At 64.4% G+C, this 25,352-nt stretch carries 24 protein-coding genes; 6 read left to right on the top strand and 18 right to left on the bottom strand.

Annotated elements, in window-relative coordinates; translation table 11 throughout:
• Window positions 1-32: 32 nt before the first annotated feature.
• Both HV681_RS09800 and HV681_RS09805 read right to left on the bottom strand, forming a co-directional pair.
• Window positions 33-1,013: an isoaspartyl peptidase/L-asparaginase family protein gene (locus tag HV681_RS09800; RefSeq protein WP_175122917.1), complete on the bottom strand. Its 981-nt coding sequence runs from the start codon at window positions 1,011-1,013 to the stop codon at window positions 33-35.
• A complete protein-coding gene (locus tag HV681_RS09805; RefSeq protein WP_175122918.1) occupies window positions 1,010-1,885 on the bottom strand; it encodes a MurR/RpiR family transcriptional regulator in 876 nt (291 codons plus the stop codon). The genes HV681_RS09800 and HV681_RS09805 overlap by 4 nt, the downstream gene beginning before the upstream one ends.
• A 202-nt stretch (window positions 1,886-2,087) precedes the next feature.
• Between HV681_RS09805 and HV681_RS09810 the strand changes: the two genes are divergently transcribed.
• A complete protein-coding gene (locus tag HV681_RS09810) occupies window positions 2,088-2,549 on the top strand; it encodes a GNAT family N-acetyltransferase (protein WP_175122919.1) in 462 nt (153 codons plus the stop codon).
• Window positions 2,550-2,579: 30 nt separating this feature from the next.
• Here HV681_RS09810 and HV681_RS09815 read toward each other — a convergent pair whose 3' ends face one another.
• From HV681_RS09815 to HV681_RS09835, 5 genes are all read right to left on the bottom strand, one after another.
• Window positions 2,580-2,987, bottom strand: coding sequence for a hypothetical protein (locus tag HV681_RS09815; protein ID WP_175122920.1), 408 nt, complete (start codon window positions 2,985-2,987; stop codon window positions 2,580-2,582).
• Entirely contained in the window at window positions 2,963-3,979 is a 1,017-nt protein-coding gene (locus HV681_RS09820) for a PAAR domain-containing protein (RefSeq protein ID WP_175122921.1), read from the bottom strand. Before HV681_RS09820 ends, HV681_RS09815 begins: the two co-directional genes overlap by 25 nt.
• 216 nt (window positions 3,980-4,195) lie before the next feature.
• Window positions 4,196-4,849, bottom strand: a complete 654-nt coding sequence (locus HV681_RS09825) for a CoA transferase subunit B (RefSeq protein WP_056567942.1) — start codon at window positions 4,847-4,849, stop codon at window positions 4,196-4,198.
• A gap of 12 nt (window positions 4,850-4,861) precedes the next feature.
• Window positions 4,862-5,560 carry a CoA transferase subunit A gene (locus HV681_RS09830; RefSeq protein ID WP_175122922.1) on the bottom strand — a complete coding sequence of 233 codons (699 nt, stop codon included), beginning with the start codon at window positions 5,558-5,560 and terminating at the stop codon, window positions 4,862-4,864.
• A 285-nt stretch (window positions 5,561-5,845) separates the two neighbouring features.
• Window positions 5,846-6,298 carry an acyl-CoA thioesterase gene (locus HV681_RS09835; protein WP_255596284.1) on the bottom strand — a complete coding sequence of 151 codons (453 nt, stop codon included), beginning with the start codon at window positions 6,296-6,298 and terminating at the stop codon, window positions 5,846-5,848.
• Between the two features lie 109 nt (window positions 6,299-6,407).
• Here HV681_RS09835 and HV681_RS09840 point away from each other — a divergent pair, with 109 nt between their 5' ends.
• The 3 genes from HV681_RS09840 to HV681_RS09850 all read left to right on the top strand — a co-directional run bounded on the left by HV681_RS09840 (window position 6,408) and on the right by HV681_RS09850 (window position 9,497).
• Entirely contained in the window at window positions 6,408-8,054 is a 1,647-nt protein-coding gene (locus HV681_RS09840) for an electron transfer flavoprotein-ubiquinone oxidoreductase (RefSeq protein ID WP_175122924.1), read from the top strand.
• Window positions 8,055-8,129: 75 nt separating this feature from the next.
• Window positions 8,130-8,981, top strand: a complete 852-nt coding sequence (locus HV681_RS09845) for an NAD-dependent epimerase/dehydratase family protein (RefSeq protein WP_175122925.1) — start codon at window positions 8,130-8,132, stop codon at window positions 8,979-8,981.
• Between the two features lie 171 nt (window positions 8,982-9,152).
• Window positions 9,153-9,497 carry an antibiotic biosynthesis monooxygenase family protein gene (locus HV681_RS09850; RefSeq protein WP_175122926.1) on the top strand — a complete coding sequence of 115 codons (345 nt, stop codon included), beginning with the start codon at window positions 9,153-9,155 and terminating at the stop codon, window positions 9,495-9,497.
• 38 nt (window positions 9,498-9,535) lie between these two features.
• On the opposite strand, the gene ltaE is transcribed toward HV681_RS09850, so the two are convergent.
• From ltaE to HV681_RS09880, 6 genes are all read right to left on the bottom strand, one after another.
• Window positions 9,536-10,546, bottom strand: coding sequence for a low-specificity L-threonine aldolase (ltaE, locus tag HV681_RS09855; protein ID WP_175122927.1), 1,011 nt, complete (start codon window positions 10,544-10,546; stop codon window positions 9,536-9,538).
• 42 nt (window positions 10,547-10,588) lie between these two features.
• Window positions 10,589-11,473 carry a DMT family transporter gene (locus HV681_RS09860; protein ID WP_437340379.1) on the bottom strand — a complete coding sequence of 295 codons (885 nt, stop codon included), beginning with the start codon at window positions 11,471-11,473 and terminating at the stop codon, window positions 10,589-10,591.
• 131 nt (window positions 11,474-11,604) lie between these two features.
• Window positions 11,605-13,584, bottom strand: a complete 1,980-nt coding sequence (gene acs / locus HV681_RS09865; RefSeq protein WP_175122928.1) for an acetate--CoA ligase — start codon at window positions 13,582-13,584, stop codon at window positions 11,605-11,607.
• A 327-nt stretch (window positions 13,585-13,911) separates the two neighbouring features.
• On the bottom strand, window positions 13,912-15,252 hold the full coding sequence (locus HV681_RS09870; RefSeq protein ID WP_175122929.1) for an MFS transporter: 1,341 nt from the start codon (window positions 15,250-15,252) through the stop codon (window positions 13,912-13,914).
• Window positions 15,249-15,656: a heme-binding protein gene (locus HV681_RS09875; RefSeq protein ID WP_056567970.1), complete on the bottom strand. Its 408-nt coding sequence runs from the start codon at window positions 15,654-15,656 to the stop codon at window positions 15,249-15,251. Before HV681_RS09875 ends, HV681_RS09870 begins: the two co-directional genes overlap by 4 nt.
• Window positions 15,653-17,581 carry a propionate--CoA ligase gene (locus HV681_RS09880; RefSeq protein WP_302478745.1) on the bottom strand — a complete coding sequence of 643 codons (1,929 nt, stop codon included), beginning with the start codon at window positions 17,579-17,581 and terminating at the stop codon, window positions 15,653-15,655. Before HV681_RS09880 ends, HV681_RS09875 begins: the two co-directional genes overlap by 4 nt.
• Window positions 17,582-17,829: 248 nt before the next feature.
• Here HV681_RS09880 and HV681_RS09885 point away from each other — a divergent pair, with 248 nt between their 5' ends.
• The gene (locus HV681_RS09885) at window positions 17,830-18,489 is read left to right on the top strand and encodes a C40 family peptidase (RefSeq protein ID WP_175122931.1); all 660 of its coding nucleotides are present in this window, start codon (window positions 17,830-17,832) and stop codon (window positions 18,487-18,489) included.
• A 189-nt stretch (window positions 18,490-18,678) separates the two neighbouring features.
• Here the strand turns inward: HV681_RS09885 and HV681_RS09890 are convergent, their stop codons facing one another.
• The 4 genes from HV681_RS09890 to HV681_RS09905 form a co-directional block, all read right to left on the bottom strand.
• Window positions 18,679-19,002, bottom strand: a complete 324-nt coding sequence (locus HV681_RS09890; protein ID WP_035212827.1) for a DUF2325 domain-containing protein — start codon at window positions 19,000-19,002, stop codon at window positions 18,679-18,681.
• 216 nt (window positions 19,003-19,218) lie between these two features.
• On the bottom strand, window positions 19,219-20,163 hold the full coding sequence (locus HV681_RS09895) for a CysB family HTH-type transcriptional regulator (RefSeq protein WP_008161940.1): 945 nt from the start codon (window positions 20,161-20,163) through the stop codon (window positions 19,219-19,221).
• A gap of 95 nt (window positions 20,164-20,258) precedes the next feature.
• Complete coding sequence (locus HV681_RS09900; protein ID WP_175122932.1) at window positions 20,259-21,752, bottom strand: CoA-acylating methylmalonate-semialdehyde dehydrogenase; 1,494 nt, start codon at window positions 21,750-21,752, stop codon at window positions 20,259-20,261.
• Window positions 21,753-21,845: 93 nt separating this feature from the next.
• A complete protein-coding gene (locus tag HV681_RS09905) occupies window positions 21,846-23,063 on the bottom strand; it encodes an ABC transporter substrate-binding protein (RefSeq protein ID WP_175122933.1) in 1,218 nt (405 codons plus the stop codon).
• A gap of 214 nt (window positions 23,064-23,277) precedes the next feature.
• On the opposite strand from HV681_RS09905, the gene HV681_RS09910 reads away from it, so the two are divergent.
• Entirely contained in the window at window positions 23,278-24,198 is a 921-nt protein-coding gene (locus HV681_RS09910; protein WP_175122934.1) for a LysR family transcriptional regulator, read from the top strand.
• 27 nt (window positions 24,199-24,225) lie between these two features.
• On the opposite strand, the gene lptF is transcribed toward HV681_RS09910, so the two are convergent.
• Window positions 24,226-25,329 (bottom strand): LPS export ABC transporter permease LptF, encoded by a 1,104-nt coding sequence (lptF, locus tag HV681_RS09915; RefSeq protein ID WP_175122935.1) that lies wholly within the window; start codon window positions 25,327-25,329, stop codon window positions 24,226-24,228.
• Between the last annotated feature and the right edge of the window lie 23 nt (window positions 25,330-25,352).

The raw sequence follows: 25,352 nt of genomic DNA on the forward strand, positions 1-25,352 counted from the left end.
CCAAAATAAACCTACTGATCCAAACCCGCCGCTCATCGGTAGATGGCGGTCACCGGCTTTTCGCCAACGCGGGCGTAACCCCGGTACATGCCTTCCGTGTTGAACGGCAAGGCCACATTGCCCTGGGCGTCGACGGCCACGAGGCCGCCCTTGCCGCCGATGGTGGGCAGTTTTTCCATCACGACGCGGTCCGCCGCCGTTTCCAGCGAGGCGCCGCAGTACTCCATCTGGGCCGCCACGTCGTACGCGGCAACCATGCGGATGAACATTTCGCCCGTGCCCGTGGTGGACACGGCGCAGGTCTTGTTGCTGGCGTAGGTGCCGGCGCCGATCAGGGGCGCATCGCCCACGCGGCCTACCTGTTTGTTGGTGATGCCGCCGGTGGAGGTGGCAGCCGCCAGGTTGCCCTGCGCATCGACAGCCACGGCGCCCACGGTGCCGAACTTCTTGTCGGCGTCCAGCGGGTCGGCCGGTGCAGGCTGGCCGCGCGCGACCATGGCCTGGCCGTCGTGATCCAGCACGGCGGCGTCCGGCGTTTCGCGCTGCACGCGCAGCAGCTGCTCGCGGCGGGCTTCGGTCGAAAAATACGACGGGTCGACGAGTTCCACGCCTTCCTGAGTGGCGAAGGCTTCGGCGCCCTCGCCCACAAAGAAGACGTGCTTGCTGTTTTCCATGACCTTGCGCGCGGCAAAGATCGGATTGCGCACGCGGTTCACATTGGCGATGGCGCCGGAACGCAGCGTCGCGCCGTCCATGATGGCGGCGTCCAGCTCATGGGTGCCGGCGCTGGTGAACACGGCGCCGTGGCCGGCGTTGAACAGCGGGCAATCCTCGAGCAGGCGCACGGCTTCGGTGACGGCGTCCAGGGCGCTGCCGCCCTTGGCCAGCACGGCTTGGCCGGCGGTCAGGATGGACTCCAGTGCCGCCAGGTATTCCTGTTCTTTCTCGGGAGACATGGCCGCGCGGGACATCGCGCCGGCGCCGCCGTGAATGGCAATCACGGGCTGAATCATCGTTTACCTACTCCATGTATGAGCCACGGCATGACGGACTGGGTCACCCCAGCGGCGGCCGCGACGGAATTTTTGGCGCGATAGGCCACCGCCGCGGACAAGGCTTCAATGAGCCCGAGCGCGGCGGTTTCGGAATTGGGAATGAGCTGGCGTGCCGAGAAGGCATACAGCACGACGGAGGCCGTGGGCGCCAGCGGCGACGTGGGCTTGTCCGTCAGCACCAGCACCGGCACGCCGGCCTGCTTGGCCGCGCCGGCCAGCGTCACGGTGTCGGCCAGATAGCGCGGAAAACCGATGGCGATCACCAGGTCTTTGCTGGTCATGCGCGACATCTGCCGCGCCGCGTGCGACACGCCGCCGGGACCGGCCAGCGACTCGACGGAATGCAGGTGCATGCACAGGCCGCGCTGCAAGAGGCCCGCGAGGAACCCGCTGGCGCCGAAACCGATGATGAAAACGCGTTCGGCGGCCAGGATCGTGTCGACCGCCTTTTCACAGGCGTCTGAATCCAGGGCCTGCAGGTTGCGCTGCGCGTTGCGGATATCTTCTTCAAGCGTCGCGGCGAAGATCTGGACGGCGCTGGCCGAGTGGGCCAGTTCGGTGCGCAGTTTTTCGACCGGTTCCAGCGCGGCTTCAAAGCCCCGCGCCAGCTCGGCACGGAATTGCGGGTAACCCGGCAGATCCAGGGCACGCGCAAACCGGTTGGCGGTGGCCACCGACACGCCCACTGCCACCGCGAACTCGTCGATGGTCATGGTGGCGACGCGGAATTGATGCGCCAGCACGTACTCGGCCATCTTGTGCTGGGTCCGGCTCAGCGCGGGCTGGGCCCGGGCGATCCGATCAGCGATCGTAATGGCGGACTTGGTCATCGAACAGCGTGGTGGAAATCAGGCGGCGGGTTTATGTAAATCTGTTTACACACAAATTTTAGTTAAGAAAATAGATTTTCATACTAAGGGTATACCCGTGAATAGATGTAACAATCCGGCTCTAAAAATCGGGGCCGGGTTGCGTTACGCTTGGTGCCCTTACAGAATTGCCCACCTTGTCCCGATATCTGGAATGACCCGCATGACGCCCGCCTGGACCTGCAAGCCCCACGCCGATCTGACCCCCGCCGAGCTCTACGCCATCCTGCGGCTACGTTCCGAGGTATTCGTGGTGGAACAGAACTGCGTGTTTCTGGACATGGACGGCAAGGATCTCAAGGGGCAGACCGAACACCTCATGGCGTGGCACGAGGGCGAACTGGTGGCCTATTGCCGCCTGCTGGAGCCGGCCCTGAATGACGGCCGCGCCATCATCGGCCGCGTGATCACCGCCCCGGCCGCGCGTGGAACAGGGTTGGGGCATGAGCTGATGCGCCGCGCAAAGGAAGAAGTGCAGCGGTTGTGGCCGGGTCAGCCGGTTTATTTGGGCGCGCAGGCGCGGCTCAAAGGCTATTACGGCGGCCACGGCTTTGTGCCGGTCACCGAGGAATACATGGAGGACGGCATCCCGCATGTGGGGATGCTGCTGAGCGAATCGGCCTGAACCGCCGAAACACATTCTGCGGTCATCGCATCAGCCGCCGGGCTCAAGAAACCGCGCAAAGAAGCCATGGCGAATTTCCGTACGATCGATTTTTCCGCCCGTGGCGAAGTAAACGTCGATTCTGCTAAACGGTTTGGTGATCTCCAGGGTGTCGCCCTTCTCGCGTGGGGTTGAGATCAGCATCCACATATCAGATGCCGGGAACATCGCGGTCGGTGATGACACAGACTGCCCGGGAGCCAGGAGAAATCGGGTCGTGTCGTGATTGTCATTGAAAAAGACAAGAAGGTCGGCCTGGGCATCCTCCGCGTAGTGCAAAGCGACCACGGGCCTGCAAAAGTACAGGAAAAGCACCCAGAAAATCGGCGCTGCACACAGAAGTATTGCAGCCAATCTGACGCCACGGGGCGCCGTTAATTTTTTGGCTCTCTTCTGCATGTGTGCGGTTCTTTGGCGACATCCTTTCCATACCCCCAGGGTAGAGGCACGGCGCTGACACGGTGGAGAAGCATGTTGGCCGTCAGTTCATGAGGCTTGGCTGCCCCATATAGATCGATTCCCAGCTTGATGGAAATGTGATCCGTCACGTCGTCCGCGCTTGCCGGCCACGGGCCATTCTGCGGGTGATTCTGTTGCGGTTTCCGCTTCCAGACATCAAGTGCGGCCTGCGCCAAGCCCGCCCCCTTGATCAGCTCGGCAGCGGTAAATCCTAGTGCAATTCCCACGTATCCGAAGTGGATGTTGGACCAGATGTCAAAGTAGTAGTCGAAGTCGCCGTACTTTTGCCAGCCGATATTGAAGTGTTCGCCCAGCATTTGTCGCAGTGCAGGCTTGTGGTCCCAGGGGCGGTTCGGCCCGATGATATCCGCGAAAAGCGCGTAAGCGTGCAGCTTCTTCTCGGCCAGCATTTGCGCGTAGGCATTCCGTCCTGAGAGCTTCGTGTACCACGCAGCACGCTCCCAGTCTTCGTTGTACGCCTTGAAGTCGTAGTGGTTGGCATCATGGATCTCGCGTCCCTGCCTGGAGAAGGGATTGGTCTTCATCTCCCGTACGATGAACTCGGCCAGCGGCACAGCCGTGTCGGCATGGGTGCAGCCGGGCTCGCGCAGGCTATTAGCCAACAGACCGGTATTGGACGATGTCCGCGCGATATCACCCGGTCCGGGATCCAGCACCGCTATGTCCTGACTGGCGATCAGCGTGGCGCCGCAGGCTGTCTTCATGCCTTCAATTGCCACAAGACCATCATCGACGATGAAGCTGGAAACACCTTCGACGATGGGATACGTGCCCTTGCACTGCGGACAGGCCACCAGGTGGCCCATTCCCGCAGCGGCCCTGCCCTCGATCGTGTACTGGGGGAACCCCTGCGTCACGGTCCCCCCGTGCGATGTCTTGTCGCCGATTCGAACAACGGCGCGTCCTGCCATGCTGCGGCTCCTGACATTTTTCGGGTGCGCTTGAGTCTACGTATCGCAGACCACCAATCAATCAGAAAAGTCGGAAACCACAGTCGTGAAATAGCCCAGCCTTTGACGGTGCGGGGAGATTGGCGGACAGTCGCCTCGCCACGCAAAAAGACCCCCGAAGGCCGGATCTCGTCCAACCTTCGGGGGTCAGTTCATGCAAGGTGAAGCGGGTGCGGCCTACTGCACCGCCGACACGTCCAGCTTCGCCGCCGTCTTGGACTTGATCTCGTCCACCGTCACGCCGGGCGCCGTTTCCAGCAGCTTCAGGCCGTTTTCGGTGACTTCCATCACGCCCAGGTCGGTGATGATGAGGTCAACCACGCCTACGCCGGTCAGCGGGAGGTTGCATTCGGGCAGCAGCTTGATGTCTTCCGAGCCGTCCTTCTTCTTGGCGACGTGTTCCATCAGCACGACCACGCGGCCGACGCCGGCCACCAGGTCCATTGCGCCGCCCATGCCCTTGACCATCTTGCCCGGGATCATCCAGTTGGCCAGATCGCCTTTTTCGGAGACCTGCATCGCGCCCAGGATCGCCAGGTTGATCTTGCCGCCGCGGATCATCGCGAACGAGTCGGCCGACGAGAAGATCGACGAGCCGGGCAGCGTCGTGACCGTCTGCTTGCCGGCGTTGATGAGGTCGGCGTCGACCTGATCGTCGGTGGGGAACGGGCCGATGCCCAGCAGGCCGTTTTCGGATTGCAGCCACACTTCCACGCCTGCGGGGACGTGGTTGGCGACCAGCGTGGGCAGGCCGATGCCCAGGTTCACATAAAAGCCGTCTTGCAGCTCGCGCGCGGCGCGTGCCGCCATTTCATCGCGGGACCATGCCATGTCGTCTTCTCCTTAGGCCGGGCGAGTGGTGCGTTGTTCGATGCGCTTTTCGGGCGTGGCGTTCACCACGATCCGTTGCACATAGATGCCGGGCAGATGGATCTGATCCGGGTCCAGGCTGCCGGTGTCGACGATCTGTTCGACCTCGACGACCGTGAACTTGCCCGCCATGGCGACGTTCGGATTGAAGTTGCGCGCGGTCTTGCGGAACACCAGGTTGCCGCTGCGGTCGGCGATGTGCGCCTTGACCAGCGACACGTCCGGCACCAGCGAACGCTCCATCACGTACTGATGGCCGTCGAACTCGCGGATTTCCTTGCCCTCGGCCACGATGGTGCCCACACCGGTGCGGGTGAAGAACGCCGGAATGCCGGCGCCGCCGGCGCGCAGCTTTTCGGCCAGCGTGCCCTGCGGCGTGAATTCAAGCTCGAGTTCGCCCGACAGATACTGGCGTTCGAATTCCTTGTTCTCGCCGACGTAGGACGCGATCATCTTGCGCACCTGGCGCGTGTTGAGCAGCTGGCCCAGGCCAAAACCGTCGACGCCCGCGTTGTTGCTGATGCAGGTGAGATCCTTGACGCCCGAATCGCGCAGTGCGGCGATCAGCGCCTCGGGAATACCGCACAGGCCGAAACCGCCCACGGCGATCATCTGACCGTCCTTGACGATGCCTGCCAGCGCCTCCTGGGCGCTTGCATAAACCTTGTCCATCGCTCCAACTCCTAGTTAAGGTCTAACCAAAGTGAGCCCGCCCCGCCGCTACCCGCGCACGGGTCCCGGAAAAATTGGGGAATCGGGACAAGCCCAGTCGTTCCTTGGGGCGCGGCTGTTGGCGCAGGCTACGCGGGCATCGCGGCGAGGCCCGATTTCCGTGAAGCGGTGGCGCCGAGGGTGGCGCGCCCTCATTGCTTTTCTGATTTTGCGCTAGATTTTACCGACATGACCGGTCAAAGCACGCGCTATTTTGGCCGGTGCGCGGCCCGCGGCCGCGCATGCTCATTGGGCCGGCGTGAACTGCGTGGCCATTTGGGCCAGGACTTCAGGCGGCCACGGCGCGGACGTATTGGCCACGTAATCCATCCATACCAGCACATTCCGGCCGCGCGCATAGGGGCCCGCGTCGTCACCGACCTTCTCGAGCAGCAGCTCGAATTCGGCGCTGGAGCGGCCGATGCGCGTCACCTTATGCGTCACACGGACGGTGGCCGGATACGTCAGCGGACGCAGGAAATCGCACGACGCGTGCGCCAGGATCGCGCCATCGTCGGCCGGCAGCTTGAAGCCCGCGTTATACAGAATCTGCATGCGAGCCTCTTCCATGAGGCGGAAATACAGCGTGTTGTTCAGATGGTTCAAGGCGTCTGAATCGCCCCAGCGCAAGGGCAATTCGAGCTGATGGGTGTCGCCCACCGAAAGCAGCCGCGCAGACAGGTTGTCCGGGTTCACCAATAACTCCTGAAGGCTAAAAGAAATGCGAAGGGGTACAGGACCCTCGCCTGCAATACAATCGCCGATAATACTTCCAGCCATATATGGAATACATACGGGGAGCTTTGCAATGTCTGAACGCGAGTCGATGGAATATGACGTGGTCGTGGTTGGCGGTGGTCCCGCCGGCCTGGCCACAGCAATCCGTCTGAAGCAGCTGGCCGCTGAGAAGAATCAGGAGATCGGCGTCTGCGTACTGGAAAAAGGCGCGGAACTTGGCGCGCACATCCTGTCCGGCGCCGTCATGGACCCGCTGGCGCTGACCGAACTCATCCCCGACTGGAAAGAGAAAGGCGCGCCGCTGAACGTGCCCGTCACGCAGGACAAGTTCCTGTTCCTGTCCGAGACCGGCGCGCGCGCCACGCCGAACTGGCTGCTGCCCCCGTGCTTCCACAACGAAGGCAACTACATCGTCCGTCTGGGCGACGTCGTCAAGTGGATGGGCGAACAGGCCGAAGCGCTGGGCGTGGACATCTTCCCCGGCTTTGCGGCCGTTGAAGTGCTGTACGACGAAAACGGCGCCGTCCGCGGCGTGGCCACCGGCGACATGGGCGTGGCCCGCGACGGCAGCCACACCGACCACTACCAGCCCGGCATGGAACTGCATGCCCGCTACACGGTGTTCAGCGAAGGCTCGCGCGGCCAGCTCGGCCGTCAGCTCATCGAACGCTTCAAGCTGGACGATGGCCGCAACCCGCAGTCCTACGGCATCGGCATCAAGGAAATGTGGGAAGTCGATCCGGCCCAATCCAAGCCTGGCCTGGTGGTCCACACCGCCGGCTGGCCGCTGGATGCCGACACCTACGGCGGCTCGTTCCTCTATCACCTGGACAACAACCTGGTGGCCGTGGGCATGATCGTCGGCCTGGACTACGCCAATCCGTGGCTGTCGCCCTTCGACGAATTCCAGCGCTACAAGACCCACCCGGCCATCCGCGGCACATTCGAAGGCGGCAAGCGCATCGCCTACGGCGCGCGCGCCATCACCGCCGGCGGCCTGCTGGCGCTGCCCAAGCTCACGTTCCCGGGCGGCGTGCTGGTCGGCTGCGAAGCCGGTTTCCTGAACGCCTCGCGCATCAAGGGTAGCCACGCCGCCATCAAGTCGGGCAAGCTGGCTGCCGAAGCCGCCTTCGACGCCCTCGTTGCCGACCGCCGCCAGGACGAACTGACCGCCTACCCCAAGGCCTTCGAAGCCTCCTGGCTGCACGAAGAACTGAACAAGGCGCGCAACTTCAAGCAGTGGTTCAAGAAGGGCCGCACGGTCGCCACGCTGATGACCGGCATCGAACAGCTGCTGCTCAAGGGCAAGATGCCCTGGACACTGCGTCACAACAAGCCCGACCACGCCTGTCTGCAACCGGCGTCGCAATGCGCGCGCATCGACTACCCCAAGCCTGACGGCAAGCTCACGTTCGACAAGTTGAGCTCGGTGTTCATTTCCAACACCAACCACGACGAGAACGAGCCCGTCCACCTGACCCTCAAGGATCCGTCCGTGCCGGTGAAGGTGAACCTGGCCAAGTACGGCGGCCCCGAGTCGCGCTACTGCCCGGCCGGCGTGTACGAGTTCGTCAAGGACGACCACGGCGAGGACCGCTTGCAGATCAACGCGCAGAACTGTGTGCACTGCAAGACCTGCGACATCAAGGACCCCACGCAGAATATCGTCTGGGTGGCGCCGCAAGGCGGCGAAGGACCGGTCTACAGCGGCATGTGACACTAAGGGCGCACCGCGCCCGCCCAGAAGGCGCCCCGCGGGGCGCCTTTTTTTCCGACTGCCTGGAGCGACAACATGAGCGAACGCGTACTTCTGATCGGCTGCGGTGACCTGGGCATGCGCGCGGCACAGCGCTTTCTGGCGCGCGGCGACGAGGTCCATGCGCTGCGCCGCCACCCGCCCGCCGGCGATGCCAGCGGCGTTCAATGGCTGCAGGGCGATATCACGCGCCCGGACACGCTTGCCTCTCTACCGCGAGGCGTCACGCGGCTTATCCACCTGCCCTCGCCCGGTGCGCGCGATCCGCAGGCCTACCGCGGCGTGTTTGTGGATGGCCTGGCCAACGTGATGCAAGCGATGGATAGATCCGCCTTGAAGCGCATCGTGTTCGTCTCTTCCAGCGCCGTATACGGTGAACATCACGGCGGCTGGGTGGACGAAGACACGCCGCCCGCGCCGCAAGGCTTCAATGGGAAAGTGCTGCTCGAAGCCGAAGCCACGCTCGCCGCACAGCCGGTTTCCTCGGCGGCGCTGCGGCTCGCGGGCCTGTACGGGCCAGGCCGAATGCAACTCATCGAGCGCCTGCGCAGCGGCGCGGCAGGGGCGCCTGTGCAGCCCGAGCATTGGGCCAACCGCATCCACATCGACGACGCGGCCGCCGCCGTGGTGCACCTGGCGCTGCTGCCAGAGGTTGCGCCGGTGTACATCGGTTGCGATGACACGCCCCTGCCTTTGCACGTCCTGTATGCCGAACTGGCCCGGATGATCGGCGCCCCGGCCCCGCGCGAGGCGGCGGCGCCCGCCAACGTAGGCAGCAAGAAGCTCAGCAATGCGCGCCTGCGCGCCAGCGGCCTGTCGCTGCAATGGCCCGATTCACGGCAGGGCTACGCGGCGTTGCTGGCCGACGGCGACGCGGCGCAGACATAGTTCGGTTCACACCGAATCGTTGCCTGCGGGGCTGGCGGATACTGGCGGCCGAATCCCCCACCGGTCACCGCCCACCCGCCATGCCGCCACGCGTCCCGATCCACGCGATTCCGCTATCGCGCGCTTCCTGACGCGCGTGTCCCAGTTTGATTTTCAAAAGGACAGCAACCCATGATTGCCGTGATATTCGAAGTCGAGCCCGCCCATGGCGACCCCGCCCCCTATCTGGAGATCGCCGCCGGCCTGATCGACGAGCTGCGCACCATCGACGGATTCATCTCCGTCGAACGCTTTCAAAGCCTGTCCACGCCCGGCAAGCTGCTGTCACTGTCATTCTGGCGCGACGAGGCCGCGGTGCTGCGCTGGCGTTCCCTGGAATCGCACCGCCGCGCGCAAGAGGCCGGGCGCGGCGGCGTGTTCCAGAACTACCGTCTACGCGTGGCCCAGGTGCTTCGCGACTACGGCATGCAGGAGCGCGACGAGGCGCCCTCCGACAGCCGCGCGCGCCACGGCTGAACTCACGGCGACGGCGCGATTGCGATCGCCGAGGCGGCTCAACGCAACAACCGCCCCACCGCCTCGACCACGCGCCGCACGTCGTCGGCCGACACGTTCAGATGCGTGACCAGGCGCGTCGGACCGCCATAGACGGCGCGCATCAGGATGTCTTCCTTGCCCAGCGCCGCCGTCAGCGCATCGCAGCGTGACGGCTCGAATTCCACGAACACCATGTTGGTGTCCTGGCTCAGCACCTTGACGCCGGCAATGCCCCGCAGGCCTTCGGCCAACAGGCGCGCGTTCTCGTGGTCCTGCGCCAGCCGTTCCACGTTGTGCTCCAGCGCATACAGGCACGCGGCCGCGAGGACGCCAGACTGGCGCAGGCCGCCCCCCAGCATCTTGCGCCAGCGATGCGCGCGGGCGATCAATGCTTCGCTGCCGACCAGCACCGATCCGACCGGCGCGCCCAAGCCCTTTGAAAAGCAGATGGACACCGAGTCGAATGGCTGGCAAAGCTCGGCCACGGGTTTGCCGCTGGCGACAGCCGCGTTGAACACGCGCGCCCCGTCCAGGTGCGTGGCAAGGCCCTGCTCCCGCGCCCAGGACGTCGCGGCCTGGATGTACGCGGCCGGAATCAGCTTGCCGTGGAAGGTGTTTTCCAGCGCCAGCAGGCGCGTGCGCGCGAAGTGCGGGTCGCCCTTGGGCTTGAGCGCCGCGGCTAGTTTTTCCAGCGGCAACGATCCATCCTGCGCGTGTTCGATGGGCTGGGGCTGGATGCTGCCCAGCACCGCTGCGCCGCCGCCCTCGTATTTGTAGGTATGCGCAAGCTGGCCGACAAGGTACTCGTCGCCGCGGTCGCAATGCGCCATGAGCGCGGCCAGGTTGCTTTGCGTGCCCGACGGGAAGAACAGGCCGGCAGCCTTGCCGGTGCGCTCGGCCAACGTCTTTTGCAGGCGGATCACGGTGGGATCGTCGCCCATCACGTCATCGCCCAGCGGGGCATTGGCCATCGCCTGCAGCATGGCCGCATCGGGACGGGTGACGGTATCGCTACGCAGATCAATCATGAAAGTTTCCAGGGGATTGGAGAGGACAGGAATTCGGAAAGGTCATTCGGCGCGCGCGGCCGGCGCGGCACGGCTCACCACAAAGATGCCAGTCAGGATCAGCACCATCCCGCCTACCTCGACGGGCGTGGGACGCTCGGACAGAATGGCCCATGCCAGCAGCATGGCCACCACGGGCACGCCCAGGCTCGACAGTCCCGCGATCGACGCGGGCACGCGGCGCACGACCTGCAGCCACAGCAGCCAGCCCGCCGCGGTGGCGATCAGCACAATGTAGGTCATGCCGGTCCAGAGCGGCCAGCCCCATTGGGCGGTCATCTGCGGCACCAGATAGGCGATGGGCACCATGACCAGGCCGCCGAACAGCATCTGCCACGCGGTGAACGTCATCACGTCCGGCGCATGGCGGTCGAACATGCGCTTGGACAGCACCGTGCCCACGCCCCAGCACAGGCCGCTGCCCAGGCCCAGCAGCACGGGGCGGATGTCGCCCAGCCCGTTCCAGGGTTCGACGAAACAGATCAGGCCGACGGCGGCCAGCGCGATGCCGGCCGCGTGCCGGGCCGTGGGCCGCTCGCCCAGCAACCACCACGCAAACAGCACGACCCAGAACGGCATGGTGTAGGCCATGAGGGACACCTTGCCCACTCCCCCGTCCACCAGCGCGGTCTGGACGAAGCCCTGAAAGCCCGCCGTCTGGGTCAGGCCGATCAGGAGGGTCAGTTTCCAGGGCGGCATCGCCAGCGGCCGGCGCGTGGCAATCACCAGCGCGAAAAGCACAAGGCTGCCCGTCACGTAGCGCAGGGCCACGAAGTCGAACGGTCCGATGTAGGGCACGATCAGCTTCATCGCGATCCAGCTTCCCGCCCAGACCAGGATGGTGCTGAACATCAGGGCAAGCCCTGCGCGATCGAAACTGCTGCTCACGGGTGTGGCTCCATGCGAAGAAATTTGGCAATCCAGGAATGACGACGCCCGTGCCGCTACATGCCGGCACGGGCGTCGTCATTATGCGCCTGTCGCGCTGCAAACGGCCGGTGTAATCCGGCCGGTTGCATTTACAGCGGCTTGGCGAGCTGCTCCAGGATGGCGGGATTTTCCAGCGTGGACACGTCCTGCGTCACTTCCTCGCCCTTGGCGACCACGCGCAGCAGGCGGCGCATGATCTTGCCCGAACGGGTCTTGGGCAGGTTGTCGCCGAAACGGATGTCCTTGGGCTTGGCGATGGGACCGATCTCGCGGGCCACCCAGTCGCGCAACTGCTTGGCGATGGCCTGGGCCTCTTCGCCTTCCGGACGCGAGCGCTTGAGCACGACGAAGGCCACAACGGCCTCGCCGGTCGTGTCGTCGGGACGGCCCACGACGGCGGCCTCGGCCACCATTTCGTGCGCCACCAGCGCCGACTCGACTTCCATCGTGCCCAGGCGGTGACCCGAGACATTCAGCACGTCGTCGATACGGCCCATGATCCAGAAGTAGCCGTCCGCGTCGCGCTGCGCACCGTCGCCCGCAAGGTAATAACCACGCAGTTCAGACGGGAAGTAGCTCTTCTTGAAGCGTTCCGGATCGCCCCAGATGTTGCGGATCATGGCGGGCCACGGACGCTTGATGACCAGGAAGCCGCCATTGCCCTTGTCCACGTCGCCGCCGGTCTCGTCGACGATGGCAGCGGCAATGCCCGGCAGGGGCAGCGTGCACGAACCCGGCTTGGTGGGCGTTGCGCCCGGCAGCGGCGTGATCATGTGCCCGCCGGTTTCGGTCTGCCACCAGGTATCCACAATGGGGCAGCGCTCGCGGCCGACGTTCTTGTGATACCACATCCAGGCTTCGGGGTTGATGGGCTCGCCCACCGTGCCGATGATGCGCAGCGAGTCCAGATCGTAGTTCTTGGGATGCGCGTCGGGCGTGGCTTCAGACGCCTTGATCAGCGAGCGGATCGCGGTCGGCGCCGTATAGAACGTGGTGACCTTGTGGCGCGCGATCATGTCCCAGAAGCGGCCGGCGTTGGGGAACGTGGGCACGCCTTCGAAGACGATCTGCGTCAGGCCAGCAGCAAGCGGGCCGTAGGTGATGTACGTGTGACCGGTAACCCAGCCCACGTCGGCGGTGCACCAGTAGACGTCGTCCTTGCGCGCGTCGAAGGTCCACTTCACGGTCAGGAGCGCCCACAGCAGGTAGCCGGCGGACGAATGCTGCACGCCCTTGGGCTTGCCCGTGGAGCCGGAGGTGTACAGGATGAAGAGCGGGTGTTCGGCGTTGACCGGCACCGGTTCGCAGGTGTCCGGCTGGCCGGCCTCGACGTCCTGCATCCAGAGATCGCGGCCTTCGTTCCACTGCACCTTGCCGCCCGTGCGGCGGTACACGACGACCTTGGTCACGGCTTCGCAACCGCCCATGGCGATGGCTTCTTCAACGGCGGGCTTGAGCGGAATGGTCTTGCCGCCGCGCACCTGCTCGTCGGCGGTAATGATGAGCGATGCGCCCACGTCGACGATGCGTTCCTGCAGGCTCTTGGCCGAGAAACCGCCGAACACCACCGAGTGCGTCACGCCCAGGCGCGCGCAGGCCTGCATGGCGACCACGGCTTCGATGGACATGGGCATGTAGATGATGGCGCGATCGCCCTTCTTGTAGCCCAGCGCCGCCAGCCCATTGGCGAAGCGGCAGACGCGCGCCAGCAGTTCGCGATAGGTGACCTTGTCGACCTTGCCATCGTCGGATTCAAAGATGATGGCGGTCTTGTCGGCGTTGCCGTTGGTCAGGTGGACGTCCAGGCAATTGGCCGAGACGTTCAGTTCGCCGTCGCCGAACCAGCGGTAGAACGGGGCATCGGACTCGTCCAGCACCTGCGTGAAGGGCTTGGTCCACTGCAGATTGTCGCGGGCCTGTCCGGCCCAGAATCCGTCGAAGTCGTTCTCGACCTGCGCGCACAGCGCGTTGTAGGCGTCCATGCTGGAAATCGCGGCGCCCTGCGCGGCGCGCTCGGGCGGCGGAAACACGCGGTTTTCCACCAGTACGGACTCAATAGCGTTCGACATGATCTTGTCTCCAATCGGTGATTCTGTTGTTTATGCTGCTTTTTTATTGCCCACCTGCAACCGTATCGCCGCGCTCTTACGGGCACCTTACGCAAAATGCGGGCCGGAGCCCGCAGATTGACGAGGCCCAAGGCGATGCGTCTGCGCCGGATCTGGGCAGGAAGACGCCGCAAGGCGCCAACCGGGCAGCATGCACAAGCCAACGACGCGCCGCACTGCGGCGCGCCAACAATGCCAAGCAATCAGCATGTGCCGCCGTATCGGGACGCGGCGGCACAAGGCAGTCCATAAGGATAGCAGCCGCTTCCCGCTTGGCGTATACCGCATTCAGGCGGCCTGCCGGGCGAGGCCGCGCTTCATGTCCACCCGCGACAACAGGACCAGTCCGCCGACGAAGAACAGCCCCGTGACGAGGATGGCCAGCCGATGATTGCCTTCCGTGGCCCACGTCACCAGCCCGTACGTCAACGGGCCGATCACGGCGGCCAACTGCACGGAAAAGGTCCACAGCGAATAGAACTCGGCCAGCCGGCCCGCCGGCGCCAGCGCGCCGGTCATGGCGCGGCCCGCGCTCTGCGTCGTGCCCATGCACAGGCCGGCCAGCACCGCCGCCACCCAGAACACCGGCGCGGTCACGGCCGCGTAAGCCGTCAGCACCATCACGATCCATCCCACCAGCGTGATAGCCAGCGCCGGCTTGTGGCCGATGCGGTCTTGCACGTAGCCGAACGAAAACGCCCCCGCCGCCGCGCCGATGTTCACGGTGAACACCAGCAGCATGATCTGCGGCGTGGTGAAACCCATGACTTCCGAGGCATACACCGCGGCTAGCGTGATGACGACCGAGATGCCGGCCTGGTAGCAGGCAATGCACATCAACAGGCGGCGAAATTCCGGGAAGTGCAGGCCCGTTTCACGCCAGGCATAGGCCAGGCGCTTGAGCATGTGCAGCGCGGGCGGATTGCCCTGCTGCGGTTTGGCGCGCTCGCGCAGCATGAAGAACGACGGCAGCGCGGCCAGCGCAAATACCGAGGCTGTCACCACAATGACCCAGGGCACGAACTGCTCGGCGGTCTCGCCTCGCCCTTCGGCCAGCGTCACCACGACAAGCGACAACCCCAGCGTCAGCATGCCGCCGAAATAGCCAAAGCTCCATCCCCAACCCGAGACGCGGCCCAACGCCTGCGGCTTGGCCAGTTCAGGCAGGAACGCCGCGACCACGGATTCGCCAACGCAATAGCAGTAGTTGGACACGACGATGGCGGCAAGCGCCAGCCAGACGTCGCCCGGCCCCGCTTGCGTCAGGACCAGCGTGCCCGCCACGCAGCCGGCCGTGCTGGTGTAGAGCAGCCGCCGCTTGCTGGCCCGTGCATCGGCGCGGGCGCCCAGCGTAGGCATGGTCAGCATGATGACGAGGTACGACAGCGACAGCGCGGACGTCCACGCGAGCGTGGCCCATGTGGCGCGCCCGGCGACGACGCCGACGAAATAGGTGCTGAAAACCGCCGTGAGGATCACGGTGGTGTATCCGGAGTTCGCGAAGTCGTACATGGCCCAGGCCCAGACTTCGCGCCGTTTCACGCCGGGGTTCAGCGGACCGCTGTCCGCCCCCCGGGTGTCCTGCGCGGAAACGCCAGCCGGCGTTTCCGGCGGCAGCGCCTGGCTCATAGGCCCAGCGCGGCGATGCCTGCTTGCGCGATCTGCACGTCTTCGGTCGACTTGACGCCCGAAACGCCCACCGCGCCGACGACCTGGCCGTCAACGACGACCGGCACGCCGCCCTCGAGCATGCCTTCGATCAGCGGCGCCGACAGGAACGAGTAGCGGCCGTTGTTGATCAGTTCTTCGTAGATGCGCGATTCGCGGCGGCCCAGCGCGGCCGTCTTGGCCTTGGCGGGCGCGATGTGCGACGAGATCGGCGCCGCATCGTCCAGGCGCAGCATGCCCAGCAGATGGCCGCCATCGTCGGTCACGGCGATGGTGACGGCCCACTTGTTCTGCAAGGCGTGTGCTTCGGCCGCGGCCAGGATCTTTTTGACGTCGTCGGCGCTCAGCACGGGTTTGGTTTTCATTGCAGTGACTCCTTGATCTGTTCGAGGGCGTTAGGGTCTTCCATGGTGGTCAGGTCGCCGGGATCGCGCGACTCGCATACCGCGACGATCGCGCGGCGCAGCACCTTGCCGGAACGGGTCTTGGGCAGGGCGCCCACGAACCGGATCCTGGCCGGCCTTGCCACCGCCCCAAGCTGTTCTTCCACCAGCCGCATGATATCCGCTTCCAGCGCCTTTGCCGCTTCCGGCGTGTCGGCGCCGGCCGGATTCTTCAGCACGGCGAACGCCATGGCGACCTGCCCCTTGAGGGGGTCGGACACACCCACCACCGCGCATTCCGCGATGCCGGTGTGGCTGTTGACCGACTCCTCGATCTCGCGCGTGCCCAACCGGTGGCCCGCCACGTTGATCACGTCGTCCGTGCGGCCCAGGATGAACCAGTAGCCATCGGCGTCCACCCGCCCCCAGTCGAAGGTCGAATACACCTGCCGGCCAGGAATCGACGTGAAGTAGGTTTCGACGAAGCGCGCGTCGTCGCCCCAGATGGTGGACATGGCGCCGGGCGGCAGCGGCGGCACGATGGCGACCACGCCCTTCTCGTCCGGACCCAGGTCTTCGCCGGTGGATTCACTGACGATGCGCGCGTCAAAGCCGTAGACCGGGAACGACGGGCTGCCGAACCGGGTGGCGACCTTTTCCACGCCCGGCTGCGCCGACAGGATCGGCCAGCCGGATTCCGTCTGCCAGTAGTTGTCGATGATGGGCTTGCCCAAGCCTTCCGAGATCCATTGCGCCGTCGGCTCGTCGAGCGGTTCGCCGGCCAGATAGACGGCGCGCAGCGTGGACAGATCGTGCCGCCGCAAGAGATCGGGATCCTGGCGCTTGAGCACGCGCACCGCCGTCGGCGCCGAAAACAGCGTATTCACGCCGAATTGCTCGACCAGCTTCCAGAGAATCGCGCCGTCCGGGCGCACGGGTGTTCCCTCGTACAGGATGGTCGATTGCCCGCCGATGAGCGGTCCGTAGACGATGTAGGAATGCCCGACCACCCAGCCGATATCGCTGGTGCAGAAATAGGTGTCGCCGGGCTTGCCATCGAACAGGTATTCCATGGACGACGCCAGCGCCACGGCGTATCCGCCCGTGTCGCGCTGCACGCCCTTGGGGCGGCCGGTGGTGCCGGAGGTGTAGAGGATGTAGCTGGGCTCGGACGATTCCAGCCACTCGACGGGCACCCGCGCGCCGCGGTGGCGTTCGCGCAGCGTCGCGTAATCCAGATCGCGACCCGCCACCGGTTCGAACGGGGCCAGGCCGCGGTCGAACACCACCACCGAGGCCGGCGGCGACTTGGCCAGGCTCAGGGCGCGATCCAGGAGCGGCTTGTACGGCACGACCTTGCCGGCCCGCGAGCCGCCGTCCGTGCACACCACTACCTTGGGCGACGCATCGTCGATGCGCTGCGCCAGGTTCACGGATGCAAACCCGCCGAACACCACCGAATGCACTGCCCCGATGCGCGCGCAGGCAAGCATGGTGAACACGGCTTCCGGCACCATCGGCATGTATAGCAGCACCCGGTCGCCGCGTTCCACGCCCAAGTCCCGCAGCATGGCGGCTGCCGCGTTCACTTCCTCGAAGACGTCCTGCCGCGTGTAGACCTGCTCACGGTCCACCTCGGTGGACACCCAGATCAGCGCCGGCTTGTCCGCCTGTGTCGGCAGCCAGCGGTCCACGGCGTTGTAGCAAAGATTGGTGCGCCCGCCCACGAACCACTTGGCGAAGGGCGGACGCGAGAAGTCCAGCACATTGTCAAAAGGCGTTTCCCAGTGGATGCGCGTGGCCTCTTCACGCCAGAAGGCGTCGCGGTCATTCACCGAGCGATAGTGGAAATCCCGGGTTCTTTGCATGTCTGTCTCCTGGTATTGTTCATAGGCCTTAAGGCTGATTGATTTTTTGTCTAATCATTTCGGTCATTCTGGTAGGCAAACCTTGCACGAGACTTGCCGCACGTCAAAAAATTCTTCCAGATGTCCACGCTGCATGGATATTTAGGGCCGATACGTAACGAACCGGCACTAAAAGTTTGGTAGAATCCCCGCGAAGTTGCACATAATTGTTGAATTTGCTGACATCTCGGCCCCAACCGCGGCTAATGCGCGGTTTTTGCTGTGTTCAGTGAATCATCCCCAGGCGAATGCATCGACACTCCATACCCGCGCGATTCAATTCAACCACTGGCCTTGCAAAGCGCGGTCTGCGCATGCTCGCGTTGGTTGCATGCTTTGCGGGTCTGGCGGGTTGTGCAAGCACTAGCCAAAAGTCAACCGCCCATACGTCCGAGATCGATCCTTACGAAACGGAGTGGGTTGCCACCGCCGATGATCCCATCGGCATGCTGGTGGTCCAGAAATTCAAGCGTGAACGCCAGCGCACCCATTCGGGTGTCGGCACCGACAATGGCATGGTCAGCGAAGCCCTGAATCACCTGGGCATCCGCTACCGTTTCGGCGGCAGTTCCCCCGACACCGGCTTTGACTGCAGCGGCCTCGTCGCTTACTCGGCCGAACGTGGCCTGGGCCTCAAGCTTCCCCGCAACGCCGCCGAAATCGCCCAGCAAGGCGTGGCCGTCGCCAAGAACGAACTGCAGGCCGGCGACCTCGTCTTCTTCAACACCATGGGCCGCCGTTATTCCCACGTTGGCATCTACCTGGGCGACGACCGCTTCGTGCATTCCCCCAGCGCCGGCGGCGTGGTGCGTGTCGAAAACATGACCATGGCCTACTGGTCCAAGCGCTACAACGGCGCCCGCCGCCTCGACAACACCCTGATGGCATCGGCCCGCGCGGCAAACTGACCGCCCTGCCCTGTCCAGACTCAAGGCAACATAGTCGCACGCAGGCCTACCCGCCGCCATCGTCCAAAATGCAAAACGCCGCCAGACTTTCGTCCGGCGGCGTTTTTGTTTGTTCTCTTCGCGGCGTTCAGACCGCAGGCCGTATCGGCCTCCCCAGTTTGTCGTGGATGCGCGGCAAGACGCGTCCCATCAATGAACGGTACCGGCGCGCGGGCACAGGCCGCATTGCTGCAGCGCCTGCTGCATGCTGCACACGGAACGGCGACAAGCGACGACCCGGATGCCACCGCGCTGCGCGGCGTTGCGGAACGTCTTCATGACGTTGTGGCCAAGAAAATCGGTAAGCAGGATGACCAGTTGCGTGCCCGAGGGCAGTTGCAGGGTCTTCTTCTGATGCGAAGGATCACGCCCGCTGATGTGGTGCGTGATCGAGATGTTGTGTCCTTTGAGCAGATCGGGAATATTGCCGAGGCGGTCGGCGCCCACTACCACTGCACTAAGTCCTGCCGTCATGATTTACCTCACTGGGTCGTTGAGCCTGGATGTAATGATAATGATTCCTATTTTTTCGTCAACTCAAATGAGATCGGTTCTTATTTAATTATTTTTATGAGCTTATGGAAAGGGATAGCCGTCTCACGCTTTCCCCAAGGTCATCGGGCAAAAAAAACGCGACGTCGTAAGGACGTCGCGCGTTGTCGAGGCAGGCGCCGGGAGCCGGCAGAGAGGCTATTTCGGCGCGCCCTGCACCGCATCGGTCACCACCGCCCGGGTCAGCGACGGCGCCAGCATTTCCAGGAAGGTGTAGACGTAGTCGCGCAGGAACACACCCGCCTTCACGCCCACGCGGGTCGTATGCGTGCCGAACAGGTGCCCCACCGGCAGGCCGACCAGATTGGAATCGCGTCGCGGGTCATAGGCGACGCCCGCGATGATGCCGATGCCCAGGCCCACGTCCACATAGGTCTTGATCACGTCGGCGTCGATGGCCTCCAGCACGATGTCCGGATGAATGCCCTGATTGGCGAAGATCTCGTCGATCGTGCTGCGGCCGGTAAAAGCGCGGTCGTAGGTCACGATGGGGTACTCGGCCAGTTGCGCCAGCGACAGCCGCTTGGCGGCGCTGGAGGTCAGTTCGGCCAGCGGATGATCGGGCCGCACCACCACGGTGTGCTCCCACGCATAGACCGGCAAGGTTGCCAGGCCCGGCGTCAGCGCCAGCGATTCGGTGGCTAGCGCCAGATCGGCCTGTTCATGCAGGACCATTTCGGCCAGTTGGGCGGGGCTGCCCTCGGCCAGAGACAGGTGAACCTTGGGAAATTGCTTGCGGAACGCGGGAATCACACGCGGCAGCAGATAGCGCGCCTGCGTGTGGGTGCAGGCAATGACCAGGCCGCCTTCGTCGCGGCGCGCGAACTCGTCGCTGACTTTCTTCAGGTTGTCGACTTCTCGCATGATGCGGTCGATCACCTGCGACACGGCAAGACCCGGCTTGGTCAGCCCCTTGATGCGCTTGCCGTGGCGTTCAAAGATCTTGATGCCCAGCTCGTCTTCGAACTCGATGATGGCCTTGGAAACGCCGGGCTGCGACGTGTAGAGCATCCGGGCGGCTTCGGTCAGGTTGAAGTCGCGCCGGATGGTTTCACGCACGAAACGAAATTGCTGGAGGTTCATTAATTGGCCCCTGATAGACGGGCCAATTATAAGTAATAAGAACGCCTTGCTATATGAATTATTCGTATAAGCTTAGGAGCAAGGCGTCCCCTCTTTTAGCGCATCGAGATCGTGGTGTTGACGGTCTTGGCGTGCGCCGACCAGCGTGCGGTGACCGTCTTGGTCTGCGTCCAGAACTGCACCGCCTGCTTGCCGTTGGGGCCCAGGTCGCCCAGCTTGGAACCGCGCGAACCCGTGAAGCTGAACCACGCCACCGGCACCGGAATCGGCACGTTGATGCCGACCTGGCCCACGTCGATGTTGTTCTGGAAGTAGCGCGCGGCGCCCCCGTCCTGCGTGAACAGGGCGACGCCGTTGCCGTTGGGGTTGCGGTTGATGAATTCCACCGCGTCTTCCAGCGTCTCGACGCCAACGCAGCACAGGACCGGCCCGAAGATCTCCTCGGTGTAGATCGTCATGTTCTCGGCAACGCCGTCGAACACGGTGGGGCCGACGAAGTTGCCTTCTTCGAAGCCCGACACCTTCAGGTTGCGGCCGTCGAGCAGCAGCTTGGCGCCTTCGTCCACGCCCTTCTGGATCAGGCTTTCCACGCGCTTTTTGGCATTGGGCGACACCAGCGGACCCAGGTCGGCCTGGCGGTCCGTGCCGGCGTTGACCTTGAGCTTCTTGGCGCGTTCGACGAAATCGGGCAGCCAGTTGCGGGCCTCGCCCACCAGCACGGCCACGGAGGACGCCATGCAGCGTTGGCCGGCCGCACCGAAGGCGGCGCCCAGCAGCTGGTTCAGCGCGACTTCCGGATCGGCATCCGGCAGAACCACGCAGTGGTTCTTGGCGCCCATCATCGACTGGCAGCGCTTGCCGGCAGCCGATGCGCGGTTGTAGATCTCGGTGCCCACGCGGGTCGAGCCGATGAACGACACCGCCTTGATGTCCGGATGCTCGCACAGGCCGTTGGCCGTTTCGGGGCCGCCGTGCACCACGTTGAGCACACCGGGCGGCAGGCCGGCTTCCAGCGCCAGTTCCGCCAGGAACAGCGACGAGGTCGGATCCTGCTCGGAGGGCTTTAGCACGAACGTGTTGCCGCAGGCCACCGCGATGGGGAACATGAAGCACGGCAGCATGACCGGGAAGTTGAACGCGGTGATGCCCGCGCACACGCCCAGCGGCTGGATCAGCGTGTAGACGTCGATCCCGGACGCCGCGTTTTCAGCGTATTCGCCCAGTTGCAGGTTGGCGATCGAGCAGGCGTGCTCCACCACTTCCAGACCGCGGCCGACTTCTCCTTCGGCGTCCGGCAGCGTCTTGCCGTGTTCGCGGGTAATCATCTCGGCCAGCTTGCCGGTATTGGCGCGCAGCAGTTCCTGGAACTTGAGCATGACGCGCATGCGTGCGCCCTGCCCGGCGTTGCGCCAGGTCTTGAAGGCCTCCTTGGCGTTGGAGACGGCCAGGTCCAGTTCTTCGCGCGTGGCGAAGGGCACCTTGGCGACGACCTCCTGGGTGGCGGGGTTGATCACGTCTCGCCATTCGGTGGTTTTGGACTGCACAAGCTTGCCGCCGATCAGTAGCGGAACGCGCGGGACTTCACTCATTTTGATGCTCCTCACACTGCGTAGTCGATGCGGATGGTCGTCCGCGTTCTTGGATCGAGCCGGGCCCGCGGGACACCGCCCGCGGATCTCGGATTATTTCTTCACCAGCGGGCAGCTCGAATCGGCCAGCGGCTGGAAAGCTTCGGCCGCCGGAATGGTGGCCACCAACTTCGAATAGTCCCAGCCGCCCTTGGAGTCCGCGGGCTTCTTGACTTCGTACAGGTACATATCGTGGATCACGCGGCCGTCCGGGCGGATCGACGCATTGCGCATGATGGGATCCTTGATGGGAATCTCGCGCATCTTGTCGGCCACGACCTTGCCATCCGTGCTGTTGGCGGCGGCCACGGCGCGCAGGTAATGCAGCACGCTGGAATACACGCCGGCCTGCGTCATGGTGGGCTTCAGGCCGCGGAAGGCCTTCTCGAAACGGCCGGACCACTCGCGCGTGGCGTCGTCGTAGTCCCAGTAAAAGCCGTCCACGTAGGACAACCCTTGGGCGTTCTCCAGGCCGAGAGCACGCAGGTCGGACAGGAAGATCAGCAGCGAAACCAGGCGCTGGCCGCCGGCCACGATGCCGAACTCGCGCGCCTGCTTGACCGCGTTGACGGTGTCCTGGCCGCCGTTGGCCAGCGCCACCACCTGCGCCTTGGAGCTTTGCGCCTGCAAGAGATAGGACGCGAAGTCGGGGGCGTTCAGCGGATGCCGCACGCTGCCGGCCACCGTGCCGCCCAACCCTTTCACCGCCTTGGCCGTGTCGGCCTCCAGCGAGTGGCCGAACGCATAGTCGACGGTGATGAAGAACCAGGACTTGCCGCCCTCGCGCACGGTGGCTTTGGCGCCGCCCGCAGACTGCGAGTAGGTGTCGAACATCCAGTGAAAGCCGACCGGCGAGCATTCCTTGTTGGTCAGGGCCGTGGTGGCCGGACCGGAGAACATCACGACCTTGTTCTTTTCGCGGGCGATGCCCTGCACCGCCAGCGCCACGGCGGAATTGGTGAGGTCGGCGATCGCGGTGACGCCGTCGCGGTCGAACCATTCGCGGGCGCGCGCGGCGCCGACGTCGGCCTTGTTCTGGTTGTCCGCGGACACCAGGTCGATCTTCATGCCTTTGCATTCCGCTGCAAGGCAGTCGTCGATGGCCAACTGCGCCGCGGCGACCGAACCTGCGCCCCCCATGCCGGCATAGGTGCCGGACATATCCGTCAGAATGCCGATCTTCACTGGCGGCTTATCCGCCGCATGGGCCTGCCCAAGCAAACCGGCGCCCAGACACAAGCCTGCGGCGAGCCCGCGTGCGTGCAATTTCATGGATTTGTCTCCTGAGTTTTTATGCGCTGAGTGTTAGCGTTGTGGCGCCGTCTTCGCGGCCTGCGGTCCCAGGGCATAGCCCAAGGCCAGCCGATCCAGTGTAGATGTGTGAAAATCAACAAGCAACACCAGAAATGCACATTCCTTGTGCATCCATGCACACACAAAAAAACCCGCGTTGCAGCGTGCTGCCGGGGCCTTGGAGCGATGGATCTTGCTTGATTGGGACAGCCTGCGGTATTTCCTGGAAGTGGCGCGCACGCAGCGCGTCAGCGCAGCGGCGCGCAAGCTGGGCGTGGAACACACCACGGTGTCGCGCCGCATCCGGGCGCTGGAAACGGAACTGGACACCCTGCTCTTTGAAAAATCCCGCAGCGCGGGCTTCGTGCTGACGGACGACGGCCAGCGCCTATTCGTCCATGCCGAGCAGATGGAAAGCGTCGTGCACACCGCGCGCGAGAACCTGTCCGGCATCGGGCAGGCGCTGTCGGGGCATCTGCGCATCGGCGCCACCGAAGGCTTCGGCAGCTATGTGCTCACCCCGCTTGCCGCAGACTTCCAGCGGCGCTATCCGCACATCACGCTGGATATCCTGCCCGTGCCGCGGTTTGTCAGCCTGTCCAAGCGCGAGGCCGATCTGGCCATCACCATCGAGCGCCCGCAGCGCGGTCCGTATGTGTGCAGCAAGCTGTGCGACTACACGCTGCGGCTGTACGGCACACCTGGCTATCTGGCGAACCATGCGCCCATCACGCGCCGCGAAGATCTCGCGGATCACACGTTCATTGGCTATGTGGACGAGCTGCTGTTCAGCGAGCGCCTGCGCTATCTGGAAGACGTGCTGCCGGCAAGCAAGGTGGTGTTGCGCAGCACGAGCGTCGTGGCCCAGTACCACGCGGCGCTGCAGGGCCAGTCGCTCGCGATCCTGCCGTGCTTCATCGCGGCCCAGGATCCGCGGCTGAAACCCGTGCTGCAGGACGAGATCGCCATCACGCGCTCGTTCTGGATGTACTGCCACGAAGACCTGCGCAAGCTCAAGCGCGTGACGGTGCTGTGGGAGTTCATCCGCAAATCGGTATTGAAAAACGCCGACCTGTTGGCAGGCCGGCGTGGAACGATGAAGTATCTGCCCTGAACGCGCCGGCTGGCGGCGCCCGCTACGCTAAGCGCTGTTCTTCGGCGCCTTCACGCGCAGGCGGCGCATCAGCAGGAATGCAGTCAGCAGCGCGACGGCGCCGTGGATGAGCCACACGCCCAGACCAAAACTGAGCTTGCCGTTGGAAATCCAGGCGCGCGACAGGTTGATCAGGTTCATATAGAGCAGACCGACCAGACCGGCGATGAGCAGGTCGCCCGAACGCCCCAGCCGCGGATTCACCGCGCCCAGCGGAATGGCCAGCAGCGCAAGATTCAGCGCGGCGAGCGGCAGCGAAATCCGCCACATGACCTGCGACCAGCTGCTGTTGGTGTTGTCTTCAACCAGCTGCGGCGTGCTGCGCGCCTTGGAAGACCGCTCTGCCGCTGCACGGGCCTCGGCGACAGGATCGCCGCCCGACTTGCTTTCGAGGCGCAGGCCGTATTTTTCGAAGTGCACCAGCCGAAGCTCGGGAGTACCCGGCTTCAGGTCGTAACGATGGCCCTCGCCCAGCACCAGGAAGCGGTCGCCGTTGGGCAGGGTTTCGCTGTGCGCGCTGCTTGCGGTCAGCACGCTGAGCCATTCAGGACCGATCTCGCGCGCGAAGACGTTGCCGAGTTCGTCGCTGGGATTGACGGGGTCTTCAGCAAAGAACACGCGGCTGCCGCCGGAGGATTCAGCGAATTGGCCGGCCGTGACCTTGGACAGGTCGGAGCGTTGTTCGAAGCGTTCGTGGTATTCGCCGATCTGGCGGTAGGCCCAGGGCGACGCCACCAGCGTCAGGCCTGCCACGGCAATCGCGACGGGGACCGCCACGCGCAGCACGGGCTTGAGCCAGTCCGCCAGCGACAGGCCGCTGGCGAACCACACGACCATTTCGGATTCGCGGTAGTTGCGCGTGACCGTGGTCAGCACGGCGATGAAGATCGAGACCGCCAGAATGGTCGGCAGCGCGGTGATGGTCGACAGCGCGGCAAGCACGACCACCACGTCCGCTCCGATGTTGCCTCCCGCGGCTTCACCGAGCAGGCGCACGAGAAGCACGCTGAGCCACACGACGAGCAACGTGGAAAAGACAACGCCAGCGTGACTGGTGATCTCGCTGACGACAGAGCGTTTGAATAGAGACATGGGAGAATATGCGGGATAATCGA

The sequence above is a fragment of the Achromobacter animicus genome, assembly GCF_902859585.1.
In the GTDB taxonomy this organism is placed as follows: Bacteria; Pseudomonadota; Gammaproteobacteria; order Burkholderiales; family Burkholderiaceae_B; genus Achromobacter; species Achromobacter animicus.